Raw genomic sequence first — 23300 nt, 5'->3', positions numbered from 1 at the left:
ATCTAAATTGATTTTGAAGCGACAAAAATCGACAATCTCTTGGTGATAAAAAAGAATAATCATTGTTTTTTTTGCAAAGAAAAAGCGCATATCCATGCGCTTTTTTGAGTAATTTAACAATAATACGTTACTATTAAAATAACGTAACAAGTGGGTTTGTTTTTTTCGCCACGAATTCACGAATTATATAAAAATATACTGTTTAAAAATTCGTGAATTCGTGGCGGAAAAACTATTTTTGGTTTTCGTCAAAGTTTACCATCCAGTTTATACCGAATTTATCTTTGAACATACCGAAATAAGCGCCCCAAAACGTTTTATTCAAAGGCATTTCAATTTTACCACCAGCCGAAAGCCCGTTAAAAATTCGGTCTGCTTCTTCTGTGTTTTCTGTATTAATTGAAACTGAAAAATTTTCTCCAAAAGGCAGATCACCAAATCTTGTAGAACTGTCGCTTCCCATTAAAATTGTGTTTCCAATTGGCAGGGAAACGTGCATAATTCTTTCTGCATCTTCTGCTGAAACTTCGTCACAGCCTTCTTCTTTTGGCATTTCTTTAAATTTTCCGATATAAGGAAACTCTCCACCAAAAACGGATTTGTAAAATAGAAATGCTTCTTCGCAATTTCCGTTAAATAATAAATAAGGGTTAACTGTTGCCATGATATTTTTTTTAATTGTTAATTGTAAATTATAAATTGTTAATGTCTTCTCTTTGTTTTTTGTTTGTTTCTATTTTCTTTCTTCTATTTCCCTTCTTCTGAAAGTTCTTTTACCACTTCCAGACCTTTAGGAAAAACATCTTTGAAATAATCGACATATTTTTCAACCGAATCATTACGGGCAATTAAATCTGTAAATTCACCATCTTCAATTAATCGGTAGGTTTCCATTGCACCACTCCATTTTTTTGTTTCTTCATCGAGAGGCTGTTCTTTAAAATCTTTTATTTCGCCTATATGCTTAAAAGCCATATATTCGTTTGGAGTTTTTGTTTCAATTATACTATACATTCCCTCTCCGCTTGGTGTCATAAAATGTATTTTATCTCCTTCGTTCCAAGTACTTATGGTATGAGATCCTTCGCAAAAAACACTTGTCCATTTTCTATAGGTTTCATCATTCCATAAAACATCCCAAACTTTCTGAGCCGGGGCTTTAATTCTTATTTTAAATTCTAAAGTTTCCATAATTAAGATAGTTTAGTAAAATCCATAAATAAAACATTCCAGCGATGTCCGTCTACATCGGCAAAGCCAAAGCCGTACATCCACCCTTGACTTTCAGCTGGAGGAGAAAAAATAGTTCCTCCTGCATCTTGTACTTTTTGAGCCAGTTCATCAACTTCTTCTTTACTTTCTGCATCGATCGAGATCAAAAGTTCAGAACTTGCTTTTGTATCGGTTATTTTGTTTTGTGAAAAACCTTCAAAAAGTGATTCTTCAAACAGCATTACTACAAAATGTCCTTCGCCAACAACCATGCAGGTTGAACTTGGCGTATCGTGCTGCTCATTAAAAGAGAAGCCTATTTTCCAGAAAAAATCTTTTGCTTTTGCCACGCTTTTCACAGGCAGATTTAACCATATTTGTTTCGTCATTCTTTGATATTTTTCGTTAAACATTTTTTTTAAGGTGCTAAGATTCTGAGTTACTAAGGTTCTAAGTTTTTTTTCTTTAAACCTCTCCCTTTTTAGCCTTTGTACCTAACAAGAACTAATTTGCCTCGGCATAATTTTTAAAGTTATCCAAAATTGCCTGCCAGCCTCCACGCTGCATTTCTTCAGGGTTTTGTGTTTCCGGGTCGAAGCTTTCTGTCACTTCTACCCCGTCTAAAGTTTCTTTGAAAGTAATTTCAACTTTTCTTCCGTCGGCCATAACATATTTTATCGTTTTGTTTGGTTCTACGAAAGTATATTCTCCTTCAAAATCAAAACTCATGCTTCCGTCTTTTGCGGCCATGGTCGATTTGAATTTTCCGCCCTGTTTAATATCGTTTTCAGCATAAGGCGTATGCCAGTCTGGAGAAGCAAAACTCCATTTTGTAATATGTTCCGGTAGTGTCCAAAAATCCCAAACTTTGTTTATTGGCGCTTTGATTGTATTTTGTACTGTTATCATTATTTATATATTTAAAATTTATACTTATTAAACACTTTCAACATATTTTTTAAAATTGTCAATTACGTTTTGACACCATTGCTTCTGCATACTTTCAGAATCTTCTTTTGTTGGTTCAAATACTTCTGTGATTTTTACTTTCTCACCATAATCTTCAAAATGAATACTTCCTGTTCTGTCATCCAAAAGTTTATATTCTATTAATCGAAATATTTCTATTTTGGTATATTTCCCTTCAAAATCAAAACCTGCACTTTTATCTTTGGCTGCCATTTCATATTTAAATTTACCATCTACCTGTAAATCATTTTCTGCATAAGGCGTATGCCACTCATCAAAAGCATAATTCCAGTTTTGTATGTGTTCTGGAGAAATCCAGAAATCCCATACTTTATCTATAGAGGCATTAATTGTATTTTGAACTGTAATCATTTTTCTAAATTTAAATTACATATGTTCCGGAATCTGACTTTCATCCATATAGAAAACTTCCCAATGATGTCCGTCTAAGTCAAGAAAAGTTCTTTGGTACATCCATCCATAATCCTGTTCTCTTTTATAATCAGTCCCGCCAGCCTTAACCGCTTTCTCAATCATTTCATCAACTTCCTTTCTTGATCCTAAAGAAATAGAAATAAGGGCTTCGCTGGTTGTATGAGAATCGCAAATCTTCTTATCTGTAAAAGTTTGATAAAACTCTTCTGCCAAAATCATGAGATAGATATTTTCACCAATAACGATACAGGCTCCTTTTTCATTTGTAAATTTCGGATTCGTAGGAAAACCTAATTCATTAAAAAATTTTATTGCTTTATTTAGCTCTTTTACAGCCAGATTTAAATACATTTTCGTTTCCATAATATATAAAGTTACAATTATTTAAAACAAATTTAGAATTTTAGAATGGCCTTTATGATACATTAAAAGTCAACTTTAGGGGCATTTAAGACAATTTTATTACTTTTGTAATAAAGCCAATCCTCCAAAAAACCACAAGATCATGAGCAATAAAGTAGGTTTAATCGTTCCTCACGACTATAAATTATTAAGTATAGCCGCAATTTTAGAAGTTTTTGAAACTGCAAATAAATTAAGTAAAGCAACCGAAAAACCATTTGAAATTATGCTTTTTCAACTGGCAGAACAAATCAATCAGGAACGTTTGTTTGACTATGAAATTAACTCTATCGAAGATTCTGATACACTTTTAGAGCTGATTTTGATTCCGGCTTTTACTACAGATAATATGAGTGAAATGATTGCGAAGAATAAAAAGTTTATTCCGTGGTTACAGAAACAACATCAGGCAGGAGCCGAATTGGCAAGTTTTTGTACAGGTGCTTTTTTATTCGCCGCTTCTGGATTATTGAATGAAAAGCTGGCAACAACTCATGTCGATGCTTGCAGTGCTTTTACAAAAGCTTTTCCAATGGTGAAATTAAAACCCGAAGAAACTTTAACGGCGGATGGAAGTTTGTATACCAGCGGCGGATCTACCTCAACATTTCATTTATTGATTCTTTTGGTTCAGAAATATTGCGGAAATGAAATTGCGGTACAAATCGCTAAGATTTTCTCTATTGATTTAAACCGCTATAAACAAAGTTATTTCAGCACTTTTAGGCCGAATCATTTGCATAATGACACTTTGGTTGCGATGCTGCAGCAAAAAATTGAAAGCCAGTATCACAGCATAGAAAAACTGGAAGAAATTACAAAAGATATTCCAACAAGTGCCAGAAACATGACACGCCGTTTTAAACAAGTTACGGGAATTCCACCAATCGAGTATCTGCAGAATATTAGAGTTGAGAGTTCAAAGAAATATTTGGAACAAACACAGCTTTCGATTTCAGAAATTATCGAAAAAACCGGATATAATGACCCAAAAGCCTTTAGAAAGGTGTTTTATAAAATGGTGGGTATGAAACCTATTGAATATCGGGAGAAGTTTAGGGTTCAGTAGATTTTTAAAAGCAGAAATTTCGTTTTTCAAAATAACCTTCAGCCCTGCTCTACACTCTATCTTTTGCTGTGAACCCCACAGCAAAAGGATGCCGTTTCGATCAGGGCTATTTATGACTTTCAATTTTCATTAGAAAAAAGTCTTTGAAAACTTATGTTTTAATAATCCACATTAGGGCTTTTTGTTTGTTTTTAAAAGTTCGTCAATTTCTTTCATACTTTCATTTGAAACTGCAGGACAACCCCAGCCTTCTGGTGTTCCTTCGGGATAAACTTCATTCTCAGGAACTGCTTCCCAGGAATGCAAAACTATAGCGCGATTTCTTGCATTTGAATTGGTTTTGTCTTTTCCCTGCAAAATGTAATTTACTTTTATTCCCCATTGACTCACACCTCGATCTAAAATGACATATTTACCCAATGAGGAACAATGCGAATCAAATTCATTACTAATCTGTGGTTTTTCTTTAGTAGCTGTTGCACCCCATCTATTGTCACCGCAGCCGTGACTTACCATACTTGATTTTGTAATTGCATTTTTCTTAAAATCATAAATAAAGAATCTCTTTAGACCAGAATGCAATCCTAGATCGATTAGAATAAATTTATCCTTATTCAAATTATTTTGAAGGCAGTATTGTTTTGCTTCTTTATAAAATTTGCTATAATCTACTTCAGGACGAGGCTTTTCTTCTTCAATTACTTTTATTTTGTTTTCATTTTTAGAAACCATTGTTTCTTTTTTATCTTTTTGATTACAAGATAAAATCAAAGCTAAACCAATTACAAAAATCATATTTTTCATGCTGACAATTTACACAAAATCCAAAACGAAACTTACTTTAAAAGTATAAAAAAACCTGCTCAAATAAAATGAGCAGGTTTCCAAATATTATAAAAGTCAATTACTAATTAAGAAGCAATTTCCATTCGTTTCAATAAATTTTTACTTAAGGTATGTTCTGCATAATCCTTATCGATTGATAAAACTTTATCATCAGAACTTGGTAACTCGTACATTGCATCTGTTAAGATTGCTTCGCAAAGCGAACGTAATCCACGAGCTCCTAATTTGTACTCTAAAGCTTTGTCTACAATAAAATCTAAAGCTTCATCTGTAATCGTAAACTCAACTTCATCCATTAAAAATAATTTCTGATATTGTTTTACCAATGCATTTTTAGGCTGTGTCAAAATAGCACGAAGTGTTTCCTTATCTAAAGGATCCATATGTGTCAATACCGGTAAACGACCAATTATCTCCGGAATCAAACCAAAATCTTTAATGTCTTTTGGAATAATATACTGAAGCAGATTATTTTTATCGATATTATCTACATTCTTAGAAGTAGAATATCCAACTGCCTGACGGTTTAAACGTTTAGAAATAATACGCTCTATTCCATCAAAAGCTCCTCCTGCAATAAACAAGATATTTTGTGTATTTACTTCAACAAATTTTTGATCCGGGTGTTTACGCCCTCCTTTTGGTGGTACGTTTACAACTGTTCCTTCTAATAATTTCAATAAAGCCTGTTGTACACCTTCACCAGAAACATCACGTGTTATCGATGGATTATCGCTCTTACGGGCAATTTTATCAATTTCATCAATAAATACGATTCCTCTTTCTGCTTTGGTTACATCATAATCAGCAGCTTGTAAAAGACGTGTTAAAATACTTTCAACATCTTCTCCTACATAACCGGCTTCTGTTAATACTGTTGCATCAACAATAGCCAAAGGAACGTCTAACATTTTTGCGATTGTTTTAGCAACCAATGTTTTTCCTGTTCCGGTTTGACCCACCATAATGATGTTACTTTTTTCAATCTCTACTTCATCATCTAATTGCTGCTGCATTAAACGTTTGTAGTGATTGTAAACCGCAACCGACATTACTTTTTTTGTCTGGTCCTGACCAATAACGTATTGATCCAGGAAAGCTCTGATTTCTTTTGGTTTCTTTAAAATTAAATCGCCAACAAGTTTCGCGCTTCCGCTTGATTTTAATTCTTCTAGAACAATTCCGTGTGCCTGTTCAATACACTTATCGCAAATATGTGCATTAATACCGGCAATTAATAAATTAGTTTCTGGCTTTTTTCTTCCACAAAACGAACATTCTAATACTACTTTTGCCATTCTTTATTTAAGTTACTAAGCTGCAAAGATACTAAGTTTCTAAGCTTTTTTGATTAAAACTTTAAAACTTAACTCCTTACAGCTTAATATTTTTGTTTAAAATTTAAAGTTTCAGATTTCAGGTTTGCCAAAGCAACTTGAAACATAAAACCTGAAACTAATTTTTAGCTTCTTCTTAATACTTCATCAATCATTCCGTATTCTTTTGCTTCTTCAGCGATCATCCAATAATCGCGTTCACTGTCTTTGTGAACTCTATCAAAAGTTTGTCCTGAATGCTGTGAAATGATGTGGTATAATTCATCTTTTAATTTCAACATTTCACGTAAGTTGATTTCCATATCTGTTGCTACACCTTGTGCTCCTCCAGATGGCTGGTGAATCATTACACGAGAATGTGGCAGAGCCGAACGTTTTCCTGCTGCTCCTGCACATAATAAAACTGCTCCCATAGAAGCTGCCATTCCTGTACAAATTGTAGCTACATCTGGTTTAATAAATTGCATTGTGTCATAAATTCCCAATCCTGCGTAAACGCTTCCTCCTGGAGAATTTAAATAAATCTGGATATCTTTTGATGCATCAGCACTTTCTAAAAATAATAACTGAGCCTGAACGATATTAGCGATTTGGTCGTCGATACCTGTTCCTAAAAAGATAATTCTGTCCATCATTAATCTTGAAAAAACGTCTAATTGAGAAATATTCAACTGACGTTCTTCGATGATATATGGAGTCATATTCGTTGGGTTCATCGCAGCTATGATTTTGTCATAGTACATAGCGTTTACTCCTTGGTGCTTTGTAGCAAATTTTTTGAATTCTTTACCGTAGTTCATATTTTTAGTTTAAAGTTTGAAAGTCTAAAGTCTGAAAGTGACTTAAACGAATTTAACAAAGTTCATACCTTTTTATAAAGGATGTCAATTTGTCTTATTTTTTGTTTCAGGTTTGTTCTGTTTCATCTTTCGTAACATATAGCAATTTGAAACTTGAAACAAAGATAAAATCTGAAACAAAAAAAAGAGCGTCAAAAATATCTTTTGACGCTCAAATATAACTTTTTTTATCTTTCAGTTTCTGTAATAAAATCTTAAATTTTAAAATAAAGCTTTAACTATATTCCGTTAACTTTCGACCTTTTAACTTTAGACTTTAGACTAAAATTTATTCTCCGTAAGAAGCTGCAATAAATTCTTCGTAAGTAACTTCTTTAGTTGTTGGATTTGCTTTTTCTTTGAACACTTCCAATAATTTTTCAGCAACAACTTGCTCAGATAATCTTTTTACTTCTTCCTGGTTAGATAGAACTCTAGCCACAATTCCCTGAACTTCTTCGTCAGTTGGATTTGTTTGACCAAATTGAGCCATTTGTTGTCTGATAGCGTTTGTTGTAAAAGCTTTCAAATCTTCAAATGTAATTTGGATATTACTTTGAGCCATTGCTTTTCCTTCGATCAATTGGAAACGTAACCCTTTTTCAGATCTTGCGTATTCAACTTCAGCTTCTTCTGCAGAAAGTTTTTTCTCTCCAACAGTTTGTAACCATTTTTTAAGGAATTCAGCCGGTAAATCAAATTTTGTATTTTCGATTAGGAAATCCTGAACGTCCAATAATAATTTTTGGTCTGCTTGCTGTGCGAATTGAGCTTCAGCATCTTCTTTAATTTTAGCTTTCAAATCTTCTAAAGAAGCTACTTTTCCTTCACCAAAAAGTTTATCAAATAATTCCTGGTTTAATTCAGCTGGTTCAGAAACATTGATTGCTTCAATTGTAAAAGCAACATCAACTGCTAAATCGTGAACATTATCGTGACCTACTTTTAAGTAATCCATTAATTGGTGATCGTCTTCAAACAAACCTTTTGTGTTTACTGTAACTACATCGCCAACTTCTTTTCCAATGAATAAATCAGCTGTTTTTTTATCTTTAAAAACTGATAATGAAAAAGTTGTTTTGTTTTCGATTCCGTTTTCTTCGTTTACGAAAGTACCTGTAATATCAGAATCAGCAGTGATTTTTTCAACTGGATTTGCTTTTCCGAATTGTTTTTGGATACGCTCTACTTGTCCGTCGATTAATTTATCATCAGCAGTAACGATATATTTTACGATATTGTTTTTAGCTTCTAAGTCAATTTCGAAGTTTGGCACTAAACCAATTTCATATTCAAAAGTTAGTTCTTCAGCATCCCAGTCAAAGTTTTCGCTTTCTTTAGCAAGAGGAGTTCCTAAAAGGTTTAATCTTTCAGATTGAACAAAACGCTCTAAAGCCAAATCAACTACTTTCTTAACTTCTTCCTGCTTAATTGCTTTTCCGTATTGTTTTTCAACAAGGTCTTTAGGAACTTGTCCTTTTCTAAAACCTTTTACGGTAGCCAATGGCATTTTTTCGTTTATTCTTTTTGCTACCTGACCTTTATAATCCATGTGAACAACTGTCAATACAATTGTTTCATTCACAGCGTCTGTTGCTACTCTTTTAATATCCATCTTCTTCTTTAATTTACATAATAAAATTGGGTTGCAAAATTATAAAATTTTTGCAACCCAACCAAGTTTTTAATCTATTGTATTTTAACACGTTTTAAACGTATTTTTATTTTGTTTTATTTATCGTCACCTAATATTTTATAAGTAATAGACTGCAGGATTGACAAAATAATACTGAAGAATAATGCCGTCCAGAACGAATCGACTGCAAAACCTCCTACTATATACGTGCAGAATATAATAATTATGGCATTAATGACCAGTAAAAATAACCCCAGCGTAATTACTGTAACAGGAAAGGTCAATATTACCAAAATTGGTTTTATAAAAACATTTAGCAATCCTAAAACCACTGCCACAATTACTGCTGTCCCAAAACTGGTAACAACAACGCCAGGTAAAAAATTAGCAATTAATAACACCAGAGCAGCGGTAACAAGTAGTCTGAGTATAAGTTTCATAGTTTTTTAAAATTTAAAGTTTTAATAAAAGTAATAAAATTTTTATCAAAAAGTAATTACTCTTTTAAAAACCCTGTTGTCAGCTCAAAAAACAATTTAGGGTTTTCTGCATGAAGCCAATGCCCTGCTCCTGGAATAGTTTCTAGTTTAAAATTTGGAAATTGTTTTCTTATTTCATCTAAATCTGTATCTAAAATATATCCTGATTCTCCTCCTCTAATAAATAAAGCAGGTTTATTAAAAATTAAATTTTCTGCCAAAGGTTTCCCTATAGCATCGAGATTATTATTAAAAACCTCCAAATTAAAACGAAAAGCGAGCTGTCCCGGTTCTTTCCAATATAAATTTTTCAATAAAAACTGGCGCGTTCCAAAATCAGAAACATATTGTGCAACAATTGCTTCAACATCATTTCGGCTTGGTTTTACAGAAAAATCAACTGCATTTAAACCTGCCAAAATATCCTGATGATGCTGTTTGTAAAATTTCGGGCCAATATCGGCCACAATTAGTTTATCAACTATTTCTGGATGAGTTGTCGCAAAAAGCATGGCAACTTTTCCGCCCATTGAATGTCCCAAAATGTCAATTCTTGTTAATTGATTTGCCTGACAATATTCAAAAACATCCTGAACCATGGCTTCATAACTCCATTCGGCAGAATGAAAGCTGCGTCCGTGATTTCTTAAATCTAAAATATGAACCTGAAATCCGGCTTCGACATATTGTCCTGCCAGAGTTTTCCAATTATCAGACATTCCAAGAAATCCATGCATGATGATAAATGGTTTTCCTTCGCCTTCTATTTTTGAGTAAAGCATTAAATTTTCCTTTTAAAATTGTGTTACAAATGTAAAAAACTTATCTATTAATCTGTAACAGAATGTGTTCTTCAAGATATTTTTTATAATTAATATTAATAGAAAAAAGTTTACATTTTTACGTGATCCCGTAAAATTAATAGAATCAAATAAAGTATCTTGCGTCACAAAATCAAAACCAAAAATCATTGATTTAAATCCATTAATTAATAACACATTTATGATTAAAAAATTCCTTTTATTGTCATTAGTTGCTTCGCAGCTTATGGTTTCCTGTTCAAGCGACGAAAGCAATGATGAAACTAAACCAGAAACAGAATTATCATTAGAAGAGCAAATTGCTGAAATTATTAAACAGCCTTATTCTAAATTACCTCCTGAAGAGCAAAAATTAAAATTAGAAGCTGAAGCAAACCAAATGCTTGTTGAGCTGGACAAAACAAAAAGTTCTGGGGCTATTGAAGCATTAGCCAATTTATCAAGATTGTTAGGGGTTGATAAAATCGATCTTTTTGAAGGAAAAGATGATAATGACATTGAAGATATTTTAAACGTTTCTGGTGTTTATGCCGTTTATACATGGAATAATACAAATAAAAAATGGGTAAAAACAGCTTCAACTACAGAGTTAAAGTTTGTTTTTCCTGCCAAAGAATCTCAAACTGCAAACAATGCTGTTTTTTCTTCTAAAAGTGTTTCATCTGACATAAAAGTAAAATTCAACACTAATTATTATGACGGGAATGAAATAACTGACTATTTCTTTCTTCCAACTTCTGCAGATGCTGTTTTAACAATTGATAATGCGCAATCGGCTGTATTTACACAAACTGCAAAATATGCTAACGGAAAAGAAATCCCTACTGATTTTGCATACAAAATGACTTTAAACGATGGTTATACATGGGAAATGAGTAGTGTAAAAGCAGCGCAAAATACTTCAAAAGCCTCTCTTAACTACAACGGAAAAACTCTAATTGACTTTAATGCCGGAAGTAATGCTGAGATTGACAAATTACTTGCTAATGAAGAACTTACTCAATATAGAGGTAAAGCAAATGGTTTATTCCAATTAATGGATAACTTTATCATTGTTGCTGATATGGATTTAGCTGCAGCTGCTACAGATGCAGAAACCCTGCACAAAAATAATATTCGTCCTACTCAACCTTCATATAACAATGCTAATAGTAACTTCAAAGCATATTATACTGCATTAAATACCTATGAACTAAAAATATCTCAGGGAACTGCAGCTAATTTCAACAAAAACATGAAGTTGTTTTTAGTATCTAAAAAAGACGGAACTAAAATCGCCGAACTTGTTCAGCACTCAGAAGAAAGTGGTGACCCTTATGTTTTTGAATTACCAGTTTGGGATGCTGAAAATGCATATTGGGCAAACTGGAATGAGGGCAATGGAGAATCATTTTCTCAACCATACCTAGATGAAGTAGTTTATTTAAAATTCGATGACAATACTGAAGTTTCTATGAGTACGTACTTCTCTGAAGGATTTGATACATTCCAAAGTAAATTTGAAGATTTCATTAAAGCTTTCGAGAAAGAAGAAAAATAGTTTTAAAAAAATATAGTTTAAAGCCGATTTGGAATATTTCAAATCGGCTTTATTTTTTTGGAGGTGTTTTCACAATTATAGTACTTTGCCCATATCCTGCCCAAATACCTATTCCGCCTTTTATATTCGATTTTAAACTTGTGTTTGATGGATAAATAGGATTTTTGCTGTTTACGATTTCGTTTTGCCAGCTGTTCCAAAAATCTAATGCTTCTTTGGTTTGAGTTCTTAATTTTACATAAATCAAATCTCCATCTGCAAAATAAGGTGTAAATTTTGTTTTAGGAAACAACAAAACTCCTCTGTTTATTTGGACAGAAATCGAAGAACTTTCGAAGTTTTTATCGTCTAAATTCCCATAAAATGAAGGCACAAAAATAGGTTCTTCGCCGTCAATTTTTGTAGCGATTTGATAATAGTTTTTTTCGGCTGACGGATCATCAAATTTCACAAAAATATAACCAGTTGTATCTATCGGGTTTTTCTTTATATATGCTGCACTTTTTAACTGCACTGATTTCGGAATTGATGTTACCGCTTCAACAACACGATTTAGGTATTCAATTTTAATAGAATATTCTTTTCCTGCTTCTCCTTTTAAAGTAGAACCAAAATACACAAAAGGCGGAATTCTGTTTTTATCATTTTTCACTCTTAAAACTTCTGAGTTCACACCGTCAGAAATTGTAATTTTTGCCGATCGAATCACATGATTTAAAACATTTGTAGAATCAATAACATCTGTAACCGGAATGCTGCTCGACAATAAAACATTAGCAAAATCACCTTCTTCTATCCAGCCTTCAACCACTATTTTTGATTCCAGGCTTTTTTGTTCACTAAAGTCCTCTTTTGAGCAACTTGTTATTATTAAAGCAAAGAGAAATACTATATATTTTTTCATCTTTAAAATTTAAATCTCCAACTAACAGAAGGAAGAATTCGGTATAATACTTTTTTTTCCTGTTTTACCACAACTTTGCTTTTATCTTCATTTACTTCCACATCTAAAACAACATAAACTGGATTTGAGATATTGAATGCATTGTAAATAGAAAAATTTAAAGCACTTTCTTTCTTCAAAGTTTTTATAAAATAATAATTGACAGAAAGATCAGTTCTAATATAATCTGGCATTTGCGCATTATTATATCCTGAATATTCTTTAACAGGATTGTTGTTTATAAAATACCAGGAAGTTGGCATTGTAAACCGATTTCCGGAACCAAAAATTTGAGTAACTCCAAAATTCCATTTTGAGTTTAAATCATACATTCCAACTACCGAAAGATTATGGCGTCTGTCGTATTTTGCAAAATAAGTTTTCCCATTATTTAATTCATCAAAATTTCGATCAGACCAGCTTAAGGTGTAGCTCAGCCAGCCAGTAAATTTTCCGTTACTTTTTTTGAGCATCATTTCAAATCCGTACGCTTTTCCTTCACCCACATACAAATCATTTTTCAGTGTTGTAATTTCATTAAATTGCGTTATTCCATACGGATATTCCAGTAGATTTTTCATCGAACGATAAAATCCTCCAAAAGAAGATGAAAAATTTCTGGTAATATTTTGATTGGAGCCAATAGAAAATTCATTAGACGATTGCGGTTTTATTCCATCAGAACTCGCAATCCAAAAATCAGTTGGAATACCAACGCTTGAAGTTGTAATTAAACTCAGATATTGATATTGTCTGTTGTATGAAGCGTAAAATGAATATTTTTCATTCGGATAATAATTCACGACAGCGCGAGGCTGAAAATGTAAATAAGAATCTGATCCCGAAGTATAGTAATTAATTCGAAGTCCTAAATCGGCCGTTACGTTTTCAAATAACTTAGGTTTAGCGTTTACAAAAATCGCTGCTTCATTGGCATTAATTATTCTTTGAGAATAATTATCAAGCGTTGTCAGGTTTTCTACATTAACTTTTTGAGGCTGTAAATTGTGATAAACATATTGCAATCCTGACTCAAATGGAATATTATGAATTGAAAATCGTACGGCATTTGTAAACCCAAAATCTTTCACATAAGAAGAAACTCCAAATTGAATTGTTGCCTGTTCCATACTTAAATCATTAGAATAATGACTAAAATAAACGGAATTAGACATGCTTACTTTTGGAGAAAATGTTGTGGTTAAAGATGGTGAAACGGTAAAGTTGCTCCATTTTAAATCGGTTCGCAGTGCCAAATTCTCATCTTTTATTTTCAATTTATCTCCGCTAAAAAAAGCGTCTAATGAAAATAGATTTTTTTTAGAAATTTGGGATAAAAAAGTAAAATTTGCATCAGAAAAACCATATTTCATATCCTGAACATCATTGGTTTCTGAACCTGATTTTAATATTGGCCCTACAACTTCATCAATATAAGTTTTTCTTCCGGAAATATAGAACCCTGTTTTATCATTAAGAGGAACTGCCAATGTTAATTGCGAAGCCAAAATTCCGATATTTCCCTGAATCGAAAATTCTGACGGTACTTTTTTATTGGTGTTTAAAAGTGTCGTAGAACTTAATCGTCCCCCATATTTTGCGTTTGAACTTGATTTATCAAATTCTACATCTTTAATATGGTCTGCATTGTAAAAAGGAAAAATACCCAGCAGATGTGACATTCCATAAATTGGAGTTTCATTATATAAGATGGCATTATGCCCCGGATCGCCACCGCGTACGTACAAATAGCCGTTTGCGTCTCCGGAATTTTGCACTCCGGGTGTTAATTGCAAAAGCTTTATAACATCTGTAGTTCCTAAAAGTGTTGGAACAGCGTTTAATTCTTTTAAATTAAAAGAAAGCTTACCGCCGGATAAAGTTTTGATTCCGTTTTTCTTATCATTCGAAATAATTACTTCTTTTAAAAGCGAAATATCTTTTTCTAAAACAATAGAAAATACAGTGTCCTTAAAAACATTACAATAAATAGTTTTTGGCGTAAAATCTAGATGGTTGATTTGTATAATCAGATTACCTGAGGGAATGCTTTCTGAAAAATTACCTAAAGTATCTGTAATCGTATACAGCTGTTTCTGATTAATCTCTAAAGAAATATTGGCACCAACAAGATTTTGGTTTTCAAAAGATTTTACATTTCCTTTTATTTGGACATTTGACTGTGCAAAAAGGTTGGAAAAGGAAAATAATAAAAAAAGAATAATAGATTTCGACACGTAATTTTAATAAGAAAAGCGCGAAAGTAAACAATTATAACCCAATTATATCAGGTTATAATTGTTTAATTTTAATCTTATTTCAATTTATTCAAGTACATATTGACAACATTATCCAGACCAAGATAAAGTGCCTCTGAAATTAGTGCGTGTCCAATTGAAACTTCCAGCAATCCCGGAATATTTTGTTTGAAAAACTGAATATTATCTAAACTTAAATCATGGCCGGCGTTAATTCCCAAACCTAATTCATTTGCTAATTCTGCAGCTTTTACATAAGGATCAATCCCGTTTTTATTTCCTAAATCATATTGATGTGCAAAAGCTTCCGTGTACAATTCGATTCTGTCAGTTCCTGTTTTTTTAGCTCCTTCGATAATTTCTAAAACCGGATCAACAAAAATCGATGTTCTGATTCCGTTTCTTTGAAATTCCTGAATGACCTCAGTTAAATAATCTTGATTTTTGATCGTGTCCCAACCAGCAGAAGATGTGATAGCACCAATTGCATCCGGAACCAATGTAACCTGATCTGGCTTGCATTCTAAAACCAAATCAATAAAATTATGCTGTGGATTTCCTTCAATATTATATTCGGTAGTAACAATTGCTTTTAAATCGCGTGCATCCTGATAGCGAATATGGCGCTCATCCGGACGTGGATGAATGGTAATTCCCTGCCCTCCAAAACGCTGAATATCGACAGCAACTTTTAATAAATCAGGTACATTTCCGCCTCGCGCATTTCGAAGCGTTGCAATTTTATTGATATTTACACTTAACTTTGTCATATAAATAGATAATTAATTCAAGTAACACTATATTTGTTACGACAAAAATACAAAGTAAAACGCAGCAGTTTTTGGTATTTTTTGATTATTTTGCATCAAATATCTTCGATTGATTTATGACAGAAATTACAAACTATATCACAAATGATTTCAGAGCGATTGATAGTCAGGAAACGATAGCCTCGATTCAGGACTTTTTTATCGATGTAAATTTTTCTCATTTCCCGATTTTAGAAGATGGGATTTTCATTGGAAGTATTTCTTCTGATGATGTTGAAACGTTTGATACCGATAAAAAAGCTATTGACTACAAATACACTTTAGAACGTTTTTTTGCCAGAAAATCAATGATCTGGCTGGATGTTCTGGAAGTTTTTGCAAAAAATCACACTAATATTATTCCAATTCTTGATGAGAATAATAGCTACATAGGCTATTATGAAATGGAAGATATTATGAAGTTTTTTCAGGAAACGCCATTTTTAAAGGAACAAGGAGGAATTATTATTGTTCAAAAAGGGCTGCTGGATTATTCGATGAGTGAAGTAACTCAAATTGTAGAAAGCAATAATGGTAAAATATTAGGCTGTTTTGTTTCTGAAGCTGATATAGAAAATGTTCAGATTACTATAAAAATAGGTTTGGGAGCAATGAATGAGATTATTCAGACGTATAGAAGATATGGTTATGAAATTATTTCAGAACATCAGGAAGACACCTATATTAATAGTTTGAAAGAACGCTCTGATTATTTAGACAAATATCTCAACATATAAATTATTAATGTGCCAATGAGAGAATTAGTTAATTAGATAATTTTCGCATTTTCCAGTTATCTAATTGACACGTTGACAAATTATCTAATTTAAAAAGAATGAAAATAGCCATTTACGGACAATATTATCAAAACAGTACCGAACCTATTATAAAAGACATTTTCTCGTTTTTTAGTTCCAAGAATGTAGAAATGGTAATCGAAGAAAACTTCCTAAATATGCTTTATGACAAGCAGCTTATAAAAAAGGAGTATAAAACCTTTTCTCCAATTACAACATTAGACAATAGTTTTGAAATGCTGATTAGTATTGGCGGAGATGGAACTATTTTGAGAGCTGCAGCTTTTGTTCGTAATTCAGGTATTCCTTTATTAGGCATAAATGCAGGAAGATTAGGGTTTCTTGCAAAAGTTCAAAAAGAAAATATTGACAGTTTATTGCAATTTGTGATCGATCAAAATTACACAACATCCGAAAGAACTTTGCTGGGCATATCCTGCGAACCTAAAAATGATGCATTTGCAGAACTTAATTTTGCCATGAACGAGGTTACAGTCAGCAGAAAAGATACCACCTCGATGATAACTGTAGAAACGTATTTGAACAATGAATATTTAAACTCTTACTGGGCAGATGGTTTAATCATTTCTACACCAACAGGATCTACAGGATATTCATTAAGCTGCGGCGGGCCTATTTTAACTCCAGATGTAAAAAGTTTAGTAATTACGCCGATTGCTCCCCATAATTTAACCGCCAGACCACTTGTTATACCAGATGATACAGAAATCACTTTACGTGTAACAGGAAGAGAAGACCAATATTTGGTTTCTTTAGATTCGAGAATTTCTTCGGTAAAGAACGAATCGGTTCTTAAGATTAAAAAAACAGATTACAAAATAAAAATGGTTGAAATTCCAGGCGAAACTTTCTTAAAAACCTTAAGAAACAAACTGCTTTGGGGAGAAGACAAGAGAAATTAAACTCTTTTCTCCTTCATCACTATACGATAATACCACATTTTCTCGTTCTGCATATAGCGAATCATCATTAAATTGCTCAAAATCATAATGTAAATTGAAAAAAAAGCACATTTATCTAAAGGAACTTTGATTCGTATTGATAATTATTATATTTGCACGCAATTTTGAATTAAATGAAGAAAATTTTTAATTTATTGTTATGTTTTTTCCCTTTTATTACACTTAATGCTCAAATCAATGAGCTCGGTGTTTTTATTGGCGGAAGTAACTTTGTTGGTGATGTTGGAAGTACAACTTACATTAACCCAAATAAACCGGCTTTTGGTATTTTGTACAAATGGAACAAAAGTCCAAGACACTCTTATCGTTTCTCCTATACACAATCTACGATTCTTGGAAATGATGCTGATTCAGATGAAACAAGTCGCAGCAACAGAGGATATCGTTTTGAAAACGATGTAAAAGAATTTTCTGCTGGTTTAGAATTTAACTTTTTCGATTTTAATCTTCATGATTATCATACAAAAATCACTCCTTATATATATTCAGGTTTAAGTTTTTTCATTTATGATGGTTTATATCGTGATATCAACAGTATTAATACAACGCAAAAGATAAATTCTAATTCATTTGCAATACCCATAACACTCGGAATTAAATCAAATGTAACTCCTCATTTTATTATAGGTGCTGAAGTTGGAGCACGATATACTTTTACCGACAATATCGACGGCAGTAATCCTGATACCAGCAATGCAAACATTCTAAAATTCGGAAATTTAAATAATAATGACTGGTATGTCTTTTCAGGTATTACTTTAACCTATACCTTTGGACAAAAACCTTGCTACTGCGCAGAATAATAAAAATGAATTTACTAGACTCTATAGATCAATCAAACTTACCAAAACATCTGGCCATCATTATGGACGGAAACGGGCGCTGGGCTAAACAACAAGGCTTTTTAAGAGCTTTTGGACATGAAAACGGTACCAAATCTGTAAAAAAAACAATTACAACTTGTGCTAAACTAGGTATTGAATATCTAACCTTGTATGCTTTTTCTACAGAAAACTGGAATCGTCCTAAACTGGAAGTGGAGGCGTTAATGAAAATATTGATCAATTCCTTAAAAAAAGAGTTAGTTACACTTCAAGAAAACAATATCAGACTTAATGCAATTGGAAATCTTGACAAATTACCAAAATCAGCCCAAAAAGAACTTTTAGGCGTAATTGAGAAGACCAAAAACAACACAAGACTAACCTTAACCCTTGCTTTAAGCTATGGTTCCAGAGAGGAATTGGTAAATGCTGTCAGAGTGATTAGTGATAAAGTTAAAAATAATATAATTTCAATAGACACTATTGACGATTCAATTATAAATGAGCATCTTTACACGCAAAATTTACCTGACGTAGATTTATTAATACGAACAAGTGGAGAACATAGAATAAGTAATTTTTTGCTTTGGCAGATTGCCTATGCAGAATTATATTTTACTAATGTCTTGTGGCCAGACTTTAAAGATCAAGATTTATATGAGGCTATTATTAGTTATCAAAAAAGAGAACGTAGATTTGGAAAAACCAGTGAACAAATTAAATAATTTTTTAGTGTTGCAAAAAAGAATACCACAAATAATCTGTACCCTTTTGCTATTGGGTAGTTTTTCACAAGTTAAAGCTCAAGATAGAGTTCCTTTTGACCAAGGAAAAAAATATGTTCTGGCTAAAGTTTCAGTTGTTGGTAAAATAAGCTTCAATGAGCAGACTGTTGTTACTTTCTCAGGCCTTCAGGTAGGTCATGAAATAACAGTTCCAGGTGAAGAAATCACTGGCGCTATCAAAAAATTAGGTAAACTAGGTCTTTTCGACGAGATCGCTTTTTATATTAATAAAGTCCAAAATGACAGTATTTATTTAGATTTAAATATCGTTGAACTTCCAAAATTAAATGAAGTTAAAATCACCGGCGTTAAGAAAAGTAAAATCGAAGGATTGATTAAGGATAACAATTTAACTAAAAATAAAATTGTAAACGAAAACTTAATTACGACTACTAAAAATTACATCGAAAACAAGTATAAAAAGGACGGTTTTTACAACACAAAAGTTACCATTACTACTACTCCTGACAGTACTGCCGGAAATCAGGTAAACATGCTTGTTAGAGTAGATAAAGGAGATAAAGTTAAAATCAGCAGCATTGATTTCATAGGAAACAAGCAGCTTACTGATACAAAATTAAGAGCTGCAATGAAAGATACGAAACAGAAAAACCTGCTTCGTGTTTTTAAAGCCTCAAAATTTATTCCTGAAAAATACAAAACCGACTTAGAAAAAGTTATCGCGACCTACAAAGAAAAAGGGTATCGTGATGCACGTATTATTTATGACTCTGTTACTTATAACAAGGATAAAAATATGCTTGCTATAAAAATTAATGTAGAAGAAGGAAACAAATATTACTTCGGAAATATTAAATTTTTAGGTAATACCGTATATTCAGATCAGCAGTTAAACCGTTATTTAGGTATCAAAAGAGGAGAAACTTATAATGGTGTTTTACTAGAAAAAAGAATCGCTGATAACTCGAAACCTGACGGAGAAGATATTACAAACTTATACCAAAACAACGGTTATTTATTCTCTAAAATCAATGCTGTAGAGGTAAAAACCGTAAACGATACAATTGATTTCGAGATTAGAATTACAGAAGGCCCTATCGCCTATTTCAATAAAATCTATGTTACTGGAAATGACAAAACAAATGACCACGTTATTTACCGTGAGTTAAGAACTAAGCCAGGAAACAAATACAGCAAAGAGGAGTTAGTTAGAACTATTCGTGAAATTGGTCAATTAGGTTTCTTTGATCCGGAGGCTATTAAACCAGAATTTAGAAACGTTGATCCTGCTGCAGGAACAGTTGATATCGAATACCAATTAGTAGAAAAAGGATCTAGCCAGGTTGAACTTCAGGGAGGTTACGGAGGAGGAGGTTTCATTGGAACTTTAGGTTTATCTTTTAACAACTTCTCTGCAAGAAAATTATTTGATAAAGATGCTTATAAACCGCTTCCTATGGGAGACGGACAAAAAGTAGCACTACGTTTACAAGGAAGTACTTATTTCCAAACATACAGTTTATCATTCTCTGAGCCATGGTTTGGAGGTAAAAAACCAGTACAGTTTAGTTCATCAATTTCATACAGTAAACAGTTCAACAACAATTATGTAACCAGAACCGTAGATAGAAGCCAAAGTTTTAATATTTTTACAGTACAAGTTGGTTTAGCGAAGCGTTTAACTGTGCCGGATGATTATTTCGTTCTTTCACAATCTGTGAGTTATCAGCATTATGACTTAAACAATTACTATACAGGATTGTTTACATTTGGCAACGGAGCATCAAGAAACCTTGCTTATACTATAGGACTTTCAAGAAGTAATAAAGGGGTTAACCCAATATTCCCAACTTATGGTTCTGAGTTTAGTATCTCTGCAAAAGTCACACCTCCTTATTCATTATTTAATGGCGTTAATTACGGAGATTTAGGAAATCAAAAAGAATACAAAGTACAATATATCGGAGATGCAAAAGTGGGTCCGGACGGCCAGCCTATAAATTCAGGTGATTATATGAAGTCTGAAGTTATAAACGGATCTTCTCAATATGTGAGTGTAGGATCTGATTATAAAAGCGCTGACACTGATGTTGCGAAGGTCGATCAAAAGAAATATAACTGGTTAGAATATTATAAAGTAAAATTTAAAGCTGACTGGTATACTAAAGTGTATGGAAAATTAGTTTTAAGAACATTAACAGAATTTGGTTTCTTAGGCGCTTATGATCAATCAAGAGGTGTTGTTCCGTTTGAACGTTTCTATTTAGGAGGAGATGGAATGGCAAACTATTCTATGGATGGTAGAGAAACAATACAATTAAGAGGTTATCCGAACAACTCGCTGACACCTGTTAATTCATTAGGACAACAGATTGGCGCAACTGTGTATAACAAATTCTCGATGGAATTACGTTATCCTATTACATTAAAATCGTCTGCATCGATTTATGCATTGACTTTTTTAGAAGCAGGTTCGTCTTATCCAACGTTTAGAGATTATAACCCGTTTGACTTAAATCGTTCTGCTGGTGCTGGTTTACGTGTATTCATGCCTGCATTCGGATTATTAGGAATTGATTTCGGTTACGGTTTTGATGCGCTTCCTGGGTCAGTTACAAACAAGGCAAATGGCTGGGAAACACATTTTATTATTGGTCAACAGTTTTAGTGCGGGTTTTAGTACAAATTTTAATACCTTTGGCTAAAAATTCAAAATAAAGTAATGTTATGAAACAACGGTTTTTATTTATATTTTTAGTTTTGATTGCGGTAAATACAAGTCAGGCTCAAGGTAAGACGACTAGAATCGGTTACATTGATATGGAATATATTTTGGAAAATGTTTCTGATTACAAAGAAGCAAAATCACAACTAGAGCTAAAAGCTCAAAAGTGGAAACAAGAAATAGAAGCCAAAAAATTAAACATCAATACTCTTAAAGAAAATCTTAAGACCGAAAAAGCTTTATTGACTAAGGAATTAATTGATGAAAGAGAAACTGAAATCAAATTTCAGGAAAACGAGATGCTCGAATATCAGCAAAAACAGTTTGGAGCTGACGGAAATTTAATGAGACAGAAATCAGCTTTAGCAAAGCCAATTCAGGATCAGGTTTTTACAGCCGTTCAAGATATTGCAGAAGCTAAAAATTATGATTTCATTTTTGATAAATCGTCAGATTTAACAATGCTTTTTAGCAATAAAAGGTTTGATATTAGTGATCAGGTGTTGCGTGTTCTAAACAGAACCGAGAAAAGAGAACAATTGACTAAAAAACAATTGAAAGATCAGGAAGCTAAGGAAAGTAAAGAAAATGCTATTGATGAAAATCCGGCAATGGCAGATCGTCAAAAGGCTTTGGATGAAAAGAAATCTGCAAGAGAAAAACTGATTGAAGATAGAAGATTAGAGCAGGAAGCTAAGAAAAAAGAATACGACGACAGAAGAAAAGCAATTCAGGCAGAAAGAGAAGCTAAAAAAAATGGCACGGTTTCTGAACCAGCAAAAACAACCGAAGCAGCTAAAACAACTGAAGCGACTAAAACTGGAGAAACAGCCAAACCTGCCGCAACAACTACTGATCCAGCAGCTACAGAGCCGGCAGTAGATAAAGCAGCAGAAAGACAAAAGCTTTACGAACAGCGTAAAAAAGAATTAGAAGAAAGAAGAAAAAAAATCCTCGAGGAACGAGAAGCGGCTAAAAAAGCGAAAGAGGCCGAAACACAAAAAACAAATACGACCAATAATTAATTAATTTTTAAAAATGATGAAACAAATCAAAACTTTACTAATTGCTGCAATACTTATTTTAGGAGCAAGTAACACAATGAACGCACAGGCGAAGGTTGCCCATGTTGATGTTAGCGAGATTATGTCGAAAATGCCTGCTATGCTAGATGCTCAAAATCAACTGCAAAAATTAAGTGGGACATATGATGCTGAATACAAAAAAATGGTTGACGAATACCAAACTAAAATTAAAAAGTATGAAGCTGAAGCTGCAACTGTAACTGAAGCTATAAACGGAGATCGTTCTAAAGAAGTTCAGGATATGCAAAAAAGAATTGTTGACTACAGAGACAATGCTCAAAAAGAACTTCAACAAAAAGAAACTGACATCGTAAAACCTTTAATGGAAAAAGTAAGAGCTTCTATCCAAAAAGTTGGTAAAGCTAAAGGTTTCCAATATGTTTTAGATGGCTCTACTCTTTTATTAGCTGATGGTCCAAACATTACTGCTGATGTGAAAAAAGACTTAGGATTCTAATAAACGAATTCCTTTTAATTAAACTGCTTAAATTTTAAAAATTTAAGCAGTTTTTTTTTACATTTATTTAAAATTAAAATGCATTAAT

Annotated in this window: 24 protein-coding genes; 9 read left to right on the top strand and 15 right to left on the bottom strand. The window is 32.7% G+C overall.

Features of this window, described 5'->3' with window-relative positions; genetic code table 11:
* Nucleotides 1–232: 232 nt before the first annotated feature.
* The 6 genes from ASD98_RS11510 to ASD98_RS11485 all read right to left on the bottom strand — a co-directional run bounded on the left by ASD98_RS11510 (nucleotide 233) and on the right by ASD98_RS11485 (nucleotide 2979).
* A complete protein-coding gene (locus ASD98_RS11510) occupies nucleotides 233–664 on the bottom strand; it encodes a VOC family protein (protein WP_056204589.1) in 432 nt (143 codons plus the stop codon).
* 83 nt (nucleotides 665–747) lie between these two features.
* Nucleotides 748–1191, bottom strand: a complete 444-nt coding sequence (locus ASD98_RS11505; RefSeq protein WP_056204587.1) for a hypothetical protein — start codon at nucleotides 1189–1191, stop codon at nucleotides 748–750.
* 2 nt (nucleotides 1192–1193) lie between these two features.
* Nucleotides 1194–1601 (bottom strand): VOC family protein, encoded by a 408-nt coding sequence (locus ASD98_RS11500; protein ID WP_056205424.1) that lies wholly within the window; start codon nucleotides 1599–1601, stop codon nucleotides 1194–1196.
* A gap of 115 nt (nucleotides 1602–1716) precedes the next feature.
* Nucleotides 1717–2121, bottom strand: coding sequence for an SRPBCC family protein (locus ASD98_RS11495; RefSeq protein ID WP_056204582.1), 405 nt, complete (start codon nucleotides 2119–2121; stop codon nucleotides 1717–1719).
* Nucleotides 2122–2148: 27 nt separating this feature from the next.
* Entirely contained in the window at nucleotides 2149–2553 is a 405-nt protein-coding gene (locus tag ASD98_RS11490) for an SRPBCC domain-containing protein (protein WP_056204579.1), read from the bottom strand.
* A gap of 15 nt (nucleotides 2554–2568) precedes the next feature.
* Nucleotides 2569–2979, bottom strand: coding sequence for a VOC family protein (locus tag ASD98_RS11485; protein WP_056204577.1), 411 nt, complete (start codon nucleotides 2977–2979; stop codon nucleotides 2569–2571).
* Between the two features lie 142 nt (nucleotides 2980–3121).
* Between ASD98_RS11485 and ASD98_RS11480 the strand changes: the two genes are divergently transcribed.
* Complete coding sequence (locus ASD98_RS11480) at nucleotides 3122–4087, top strand: GlxA family transcriptional regulator (RefSeq protein WP_056204575.1); 966 nt, start codon at nucleotides 3122–3124, stop codon at nucleotides 4085–4087.
* A 171-nt stretch (nucleotides 4088–4258) separates the two neighbouring features.
* Here the strand turns inward: ASD98_RS11480 and ASD98_RS11475 are convergent, their stop codons facing one another.
* From ASD98_RS11475 to ASD98_RS11450, 6 genes are all read right to left on the bottom strand, one after another.
* Entirely contained in the window at nucleotides 4259–4891 is a 633-nt protein-coding gene (locus ASD98_RS11475) for a murein L,D-transpeptidase catalytic domain-containing protein (RefSeq protein WP_056204573.1), read from the bottom strand.
* Nucleotides 4892–4998: 107 nt separating this feature from the next.
* A complete protein-coding gene (clpX, locus tag ASD98_RS11470) occupies nucleotides 4999–6231 on the bottom strand; it encodes an ATP-dependent Clp protease ATP-binding subunit ClpX (RefSeq protein ID WP_056204571.1) in 1233 nt (410 codons plus the stop codon).
* Between the two features lie 164 nt (nucleotides 6232–6395).
* Nucleotides 6396–7070 (bottom strand): ATP-dependent Clp endopeptidase proteolytic subunit ClpP, encoded by a 675-nt coding sequence (clpP, locus tag ASD98_RS11465; protein ID WP_053471615.1) that lies wholly within the window; start codon nucleotides 7068–7070, stop codon nucleotides 6396–6398.
* A gap of 328 nt (nucleotides 7071–7398) precedes the next feature.
* Nucleotides 7399–8724 carry a trigger factor gene (locus ASD98_RS11460; RefSeq protein ID WP_056204569.1) on the bottom strand — a complete coding sequence of 442 codons (1326 nt, stop codon included), beginning with the start codon at nucleotides 8722–8724 and terminating at the stop codon, nucleotides 7399–7401.
* 116 nt (nucleotides 8725–8840) lie between these two features.
* Nucleotides 8841–9185, bottom strand: a complete 345-nt coding sequence (locus ASD98_RS11455; protein WP_056204568.1) for a phage holin family protein — start codon at nucleotides 9183–9185, stop codon at nucleotides 8841–8843.
* Nucleotides 9186–9241: 56 nt separating this feature from the next.
* Nucleotides 9242–10006, bottom strand: a complete 765-nt coding sequence (locus ASD98_RS11450; RefSeq protein WP_056204565.1) for an alpha/beta fold hydrolase — start codon at nucleotides 10004–10006, stop codon at nucleotides 9242–9244.
* 220 nt (nucleotides 10007–10226) lie between these two features.
* On the opposite strand from ASD98_RS11450, the gene ASD98_RS11445 reads away from it, so the two are divergent.
* Complete coding sequence (locus tag ASD98_RS11445) at nucleotides 10227–11585, top strand: hypothetical protein (protein WP_056204563.1); 1359 nt, start codon at nucleotides 10227–10229, stop codon at nucleotides 11583–11585.
* 49 nt (nucleotides 11586–11634) lie between these two features.
* On the opposite strand, the gene ASD98_RS11440 is transcribed toward ASD98_RS11445, so the two are convergent.
* The 3 genes from ASD98_RS11440 to ASD98_RS11430 all read right to left on the bottom strand — a co-directional run bounded on the left by ASD98_RS11440 (nucleotide 11635) and on the right by ASD98_RS11430 (nucleotide 15556).
* The gene (locus tag ASD98_RS11440) at nucleotides 11635–12489 is read right to left on the bottom strand and encodes a DUF4249 domain-containing protein (protein ID WP_056204560.1); all 855 of its coding nucleotides are present in this window, start codon (nucleotides 12487–12489) and stop codon (nucleotides 11635–11637) included.
* A gap of 2 nt (nucleotides 12490–12491) precedes the next feature.
* Nucleotides 12492–14765 (bottom strand): TonB-dependent siderophore receptor, encoded by a 2274-nt coding sequence (locus ASD98_RS11435; RefSeq protein ID WP_056204557.1) that lies wholly within the window; start codon nucleotides 14763–14765, stop codon nucleotides 12492–12494.
* 77 nt (nucleotides 14766–14842) lie between these two features.
* Nucleotides 14843–15556, bottom strand: coding sequence for a pyridoxine 5'-phosphate synthase (locus ASD98_RS11430; RefSeq protein ID WP_053471624.1), 714 nt, complete (start codon nucleotides 15554–15556; stop codon nucleotides 14843–14845).
* A gap of 116 nt (nucleotides 15557–15672) precedes the next feature.
* Here ASD98_RS11430 and ASD98_RS11425 point away from each other — a divergent pair, with 116 nt between their 5' ends.
* The 7 genes from ASD98_RS11425 to ASD98_RS11395 all read left to right on the top strand — a co-directional run bounded on the left by ASD98_RS11425 (nucleotide 15673) and on the right by ASD98_RS11395 (nucleotide 23212).
* Nucleotides 15673–16332, top strand: coding sequence for a CBS domain-containing protein (locus tag ASD98_RS11425; RefSeq protein ID WP_056204554.1), 660 nt, complete (start codon nucleotides 15673–15675; stop codon nucleotides 16330–16332).
* Nucleotides 16333–16430: 98 nt separating this feature from the next.
* Nucleotides 16431–17315 (top strand): NAD kinase, encoded by an 885-nt coding sequence (locus ASD98_RS11420; RefSeq protein ID WP_056204550.1) that lies wholly within the window; start codon nucleotides 16431–16433, stop codon nucleotides 17313–17315.
* 173 nt (nucleotides 17316–17488) lie between these two features.
* Nucleotides 17489–18178 (top strand): DUF6089 family protein, encoded by a 690-nt coding sequence (locus tag ASD98_RS11415; RefSeq protein WP_056204547.1) that lies wholly within the window; start codon nucleotides 17489–17491, stop codon nucleotides 18176–18178.
* A 5-nt stretch (nucleotides 18179–18183) separates the two neighbouring features.
* Nucleotides 18184–18924, top strand: a complete 741-nt coding sequence (locus tag ASD98_RS11410; protein WP_056204543.1) for an isoprenyl transferase — start codon at nucleotides 18184–18186, stop codon at nucleotides 18922–18924.
* Nucleotides 18857–21613, top strand: a complete 2757-nt coding sequence (locus ASD98_RS11405) for an outer membrane protein assembly factor (protein ID WP_056204540.1) — start codon at nucleotides 18857–18859, stop codon at nucleotides 21611–21613. The genes ASD98_RS11410 and ASD98_RS11405 overlap by 68 nt, the downstream gene beginning before the upstream one ends.
* Nucleotides 21614–21672: 59 nt before the next feature.
* Nucleotides 21673–22695 (top strand): OmpH family outer membrane protein, encoded by a 1023-nt coding sequence (locus ASD98_RS11400; RefSeq protein ID WP_056204536.1) that lies wholly within the window; start codon nucleotides 21673–21675, stop codon nucleotides 22693–22695.
* Between the two features lie 13 nt (nucleotides 22696–22708).
* Entirely contained in the window at nucleotides 22709–23212 is a 504-nt protein-coding gene (locus ASD98_RS11395) for an OmpH family outer membrane protein (protein ID WP_242412101.1), read from the top strand.
* Nucleotides 23213–23300 lie beyond the last annotated feature (88 nt).

Source organism: Flavobacterium sp. Root186, from assembly GCF_001428525.1.
Classification (GTDB): Bacteria; Bacteroidota; Bacteroidia; order Flavobacteriales; family Flavobacteriaceae; genus Flavobacterium.
Note: the sequence above shows the minus strand (reverse complement) of the source record. Positions and strands in the feature narration are given on the sequence as shown.